Here is a 3,695-nt window from a genome sequence, read left to right on the forward strand (position 1 = left end):
GCGCCGAGCGCCGCCGCGCCGGCCAGGGGCAGGGTCGTGACGGCGTACGCCAGGGCCCGCCACGGCCACGCGGACAGCAGGTAGCGGCGGCGGCGCAACGCTGCCGCCAGCCCGTGATCAACGGTCATGCCGTGACGCTAGCCAGACCCCGCCGCCCTTCCCAGCCATCCAGGCCCCATCCGCGGGTAGGTCTGGCCCTACCTCGAACCGGCCCGCCACGCCCCGTGCGCCGGGGCGCCCCGAGACGGTGCACTCGTCGGGTGAGAAACCGTCTCGCGGGCGCCTGCTGGCTGCTCGCCGCCGTGTCGTTCCTGACCGCCAACGTCCTCGTCGGCCTGGCCTGGGACCAGCCCCGGTTCAGCTGGGCCGAGCACAACATCAGCGACCTCGGCAACGTGACCTGCGGCGTGTGGGACACCAGCCGGCCGCGTCCGGTCTGCTCACCGTGGCACGCGGGCATGAACGCCGTGTTCGTCGGCGCCGGGCTGCTGCTCGCGGTCGGCGCGCTGCTCGCGCGCCGGGCGCTGCGCCCGGGCCGCGCCGCGACCGTCACCGTGGCGTCGGCAGTGGCCGCCGGGTCCGGGTACGTGCTGGCCGGTCTCTACCCGGCCGACGTGGACGAGAACCTGCACGTGCTCGGCGCGCTGCTGGTCTTCGCGCTCGGCAACGCGGCGCTGCTGGCCGCCGCGCTCGGCCGGTCGCCGCTGCTGCGTGAGCTGCGGACCGTCAGCGCGGTCCTGGGTCTGCTCGGGCTGGCCGGCACCGTGCTGTTCCTGGCCCGGGTGGACGCCGGCATCGGCGTGGGCGGCATGGAGCGTGTCGCCGTGTTCCCGTTGTTCGCCTGGGTGACGGCGGCCGGGCTGCGGCTGCTCGGGTTCCGTCGGTCCCGGCCCCTATCCTGACCGGATGGAGCTGGCGTTCAGCGGCGAGGTGTGGTTCTGGCGCGGCCCGGCGCCGTACCACTTCGTCACGGTGCCCGACGAGCAGAGCGCGGCGATCGAGGCCGCCTCGGCGTCGGTCACCTACGGCTGGGGCATGATCCCGGTGACGGTCCGCATCGGCGGCACCGACTGGCGGACGTCGCTGTGGCCCAAGGACGGCCGGTACGTGGTGCCGCTGCGGGTCGCGGCGCGCCGGGCCGAGGGCATCGAGCTGGGTGACCGGGTCGACGTGCGGCTGACGGTGGACGTGTGACCGGGCCGGAGCTGGCCGAGGCGGCCCTGCTGCTGGCCGCCGCGCGTCGCCCGGTGGTCTTCACCGGCGCGGGCATGTCGGCGGAGAGCGGCGTGCCGACGTTCCGGGACGCCCAGACCGGGCTGTGGCAACGCTACGACCCGCAGGAGCTGGCGACACCGGCCGCGTTCCGCGCCGACCCGGCGCTGGTCTGGGGCTGGTACGAGACACGCCGGCGCGGGGTGCGCCGGGCCGAGCCGAACCCGGGGCACCGGGCGGTCGCGGCGATCGCGGCCCGGCTGCCGGACACCGTGGTGATCACGCAGAACGTCGACGACCTGCACGAGCGCGGCGGCGTGCCCGCCCCGGTACGCCTGCACGGCAGCCTGTTCGCGCCCCGCTGCTCGGCCTGCGCCCGGCCCGCGCCGCTGCCGTCGGACCTGCCGCCGTCCGCCGGTCCGCCGGAGCCGCACGACGGGGCGGAACCGCACGACGGGGCGGAATCGCATGCGCCGGAGGCGCACGACGGGCCGCTGGACCCGCCCGCGTGCGCCGACTGCGGCGCGCCGGTGCGGCCCGGGGTGGTGTGGTTCGGCGAGGCGCTGCCGTCGGCCGCGCTCGACGCGGCGGTCGAGGCGGCCTCCGGTTGCGACCTGCTGCTGACGGTGGGCACCTCCGCGCTCGTGCACCCGGCCGCCGAGATCCCGCTCGTGGCGGCCCGTCTCGGCGCGCCGGTGGTGCAGGTGAACCCGGTACCGACGCCGCTGGACGCGATCTGCGCGGTGAACCTGCGCGGCCCGGCCGGCGACGTGCTGCCCGCGCTGGTCCGCGCCGCCTGGCCGGACGACGCGGTCGGCTGAACTGACCGCAGGCCGAGCCCGGCGTGATCCCGGGAATCGCCCGATCGCCCGCCCTGCGCCACCTACCGTCGGCGCAGGAGGTGGACCGGCGGAGGGCGGCGGGCGTGGGACGCGAACGGGTGCGACGACGGCCGCGCGCGCCCCGGCCGGGGCCGGACGAGCGTCGGGTCACGCCCTTCGAGATCTTCTTCGACCTGGTCTTCGTCTTCGCGCTCACCCGGATCATGGCGCTGATCGAGCCGCACCCGACCCCGGCGGGGATGGCCAAGGGCCTGCTCCTGCTCGTGCTGCTCTGGGTGGCGTGGTTGTCGTACACCTGGTTGGGCAACCACACGCCCGCCGACGTCGGGGTGGTGCGCGGCGGGTTCCTGGTCGCGATGGCCGCGTTGTTCCTGGCCGCGCTCGCCATGCCGCAGGCGTGGACGCCGGGCCCGGGGCTGGACGGTCCGTTGATCGTCGTGCTGGCCTACGTGGTGCTGCGCGCGGTGCACCTGACGCTGTTCCACTGGGCCGCGGCGGGTGACCCGGAACTGCGCGCCCGGATCCGGTTCTTCGCGTGCGTCAGCGCCGTCGGCTGGGTGCCGCTGCTGCTCGGCGCGCTGCTGGACGGTGCCGCGCACGCGGCGCTGTGGGTGCTGGGCTTCGCCGTCGAGGTGGCCGGGCAGCGGCTGTCGTACGCCCGCCGGGGCGCCTGGCCGCTGCGCAGCCCGACGCACTTCGCCGAGCGGTACGGCCTGGTGCTGATCATCTCGCTGGGGGAGTCGGTGGTGGCCGCGGGAGTGGGCGCGGCCTCGGCGGTCACCGAGCCGTCGGTCCTCGCCGTGGCGCTCGTCGGTTTCGTGGTGACCGTCTGCCTCTGGTGGCTCTACTTCCGCAGCACGTCCCCGGAGGCGGCCCGGGCGCTCGCCGCCGCACCGGCGGCGCGTCGGGACCGGATGGCCGCGGACGCCTACAGCCAGACCCATCTGCTGCTCGTCGCCGGCGTCATCTACCTGGCGCTCGGCATCGAGCAGGTGCTGGAGCACGTCGCCGACCCGGAGGCCGGGCCCCGGCTGAACCGCTCGGCCGCGGTGGCGCTGTTCGGTGGCGCGGCCGTCTACCTGGCCGGACGGCTGCTGTTCCGGCGGCTGACCGGTCAGCCGGTGGGAGCGGCCCGGCTGGCCGTCGCCGGTGCGGCGTTGCCGCTGGCCGCGCTCGGGACGGCGCTGCCGCCGCCGCTGGCGCTGGCGGCGCTGGCCGGGCTGCTGCTGGTCGCGATCGCCGTCGATCGGCGCGGTGAGCCGTCCGCCGCCGGGCGGTCGGCGAAGCAGCCGGTAGGCCGGGTCGCCGGGGGCGGAGGGTGAGCCTCACGCGTCGCGCGGCGCCCGCTTCGGGAAGACGGTGTACGCGACCGGCCAGAACACCAGCCAGCCCGCCATCACCACGGTGAGCCGGCCGGCCCACGCCCACAGTTCGGCGGTGCGCTCGCCGTCGCCGACCAGGGCGATGCCGCCGAGCAGCACGGCGCAGGCGACCGCCCAGCCGATCATGCCCTTGCCCCACTCGCGCCACTCGTGCCGGGCCCGCGCCATCCCGTACTTCGGGGCCCGGCGCGGGGGAGGCCCGCCGGCGAACCGGTGCGCGAACCGCTCGTCGGCCCAGCGCACCCAGCTGTGCCCGCAC

The 3,695-nt window shown here is 76.5% G+C and carries 4 protein-coding genes and 2 pseudogenes; 4 read left to right on the plus strand and 2 right to left on the minus strand.

The features are described 5' to 3' along the window. A pseudogene (locus KBX39_RS34135) lies at positions 1-128 on the minus strand (sensor histidine kinase); the annotation flags it as partial. A gap of 132 nt (positions 129-260) precedes the next feature. On the opposite strand from KBX39_RS34135, the gene KBX39_RS26165 reads away from it, so the two are divergent. The 4 genes from KBX39_RS26165 (at position 261) to KBX39_RS26180 (ending at position 3,376) form a co-directional block, all read left to right on the plus strand. After that, positions 261-902: a DUF998 domain-containing protein gene (locus KBX39_RS26165; protein WP_210873000.1), complete on the plus strand. Its 642-nt coding sequence runs from the start codon at positions 261-263 to the stop codon at positions 900-902. A 4-nt stretch (positions 903-906) separates the two neighbouring features. Next, the gene (locus tag KBX39_RS26170; protein WP_069088624.1) at positions 907-1,194 is read left to right on the plus strand and encodes a DUF1905 domain-containing protein; all 288 of its coding nucleotides are present in this window, start codon (positions 907-909) and stop codon (positions 1,192-1,194) included. Continuing rightward, positions 1,191-2,033 carry a Sir2 family NAD-dependent protein deacetylase gene (locus KBX39_RS26175; protein WP_210873002.1) on the plus strand — a complete coding sequence of 281 codons (843 nt, stop codon included), beginning with the start codon at positions 1,191-1,193 and terminating at the stop codon, positions 2,031-2,033. Before KBX39_RS26170 ends, KBX39_RS26175 begins: the two co-directional genes overlap by 4 nt. A 104-nt stretch (positions 2,034-2,137) precedes the next feature. Further along, complete coding sequence (locus KBX39_RS26180) at positions 2,138-3,376, plus strand: low temperature requirement protein A (protein WP_069088626.1); 1,239 nt, start codon at positions 2,138-2,140, stop codon at positions 3,374-3,376. A gap of 3 nt (positions 3,377-3,379) precedes the next feature. Here KBX39_RS26180 and KBX39_RS26185 read toward each other — a convergent pair. Beyond that, positions 3,380-3,695 (minus strand): annotated as a pseudogene (locus KBX39_RS26185) (hypothetical protein); the annotation flags it as partial.

This window comes from Micromonospora sp. D75, from assembly GCF_018070405.1.
Taxonomy (GTDB): Bacteria; Actinomycetota; Actinomycetes; order Mycobacteriales; family Micromonosporaceae; genus Micromonospora; species Micromonospora chalcea.

What these genes read in the sequence shown, in the direction of transcription:
- KBX39_RS26170 (WP_069088624.1), top strand. Translation starts at nt 907, where the DNA reads ATGGAGCTGGCGTTCAGCGGCGAGGTGTGGTTCTGGCGCGGCCCGGCG.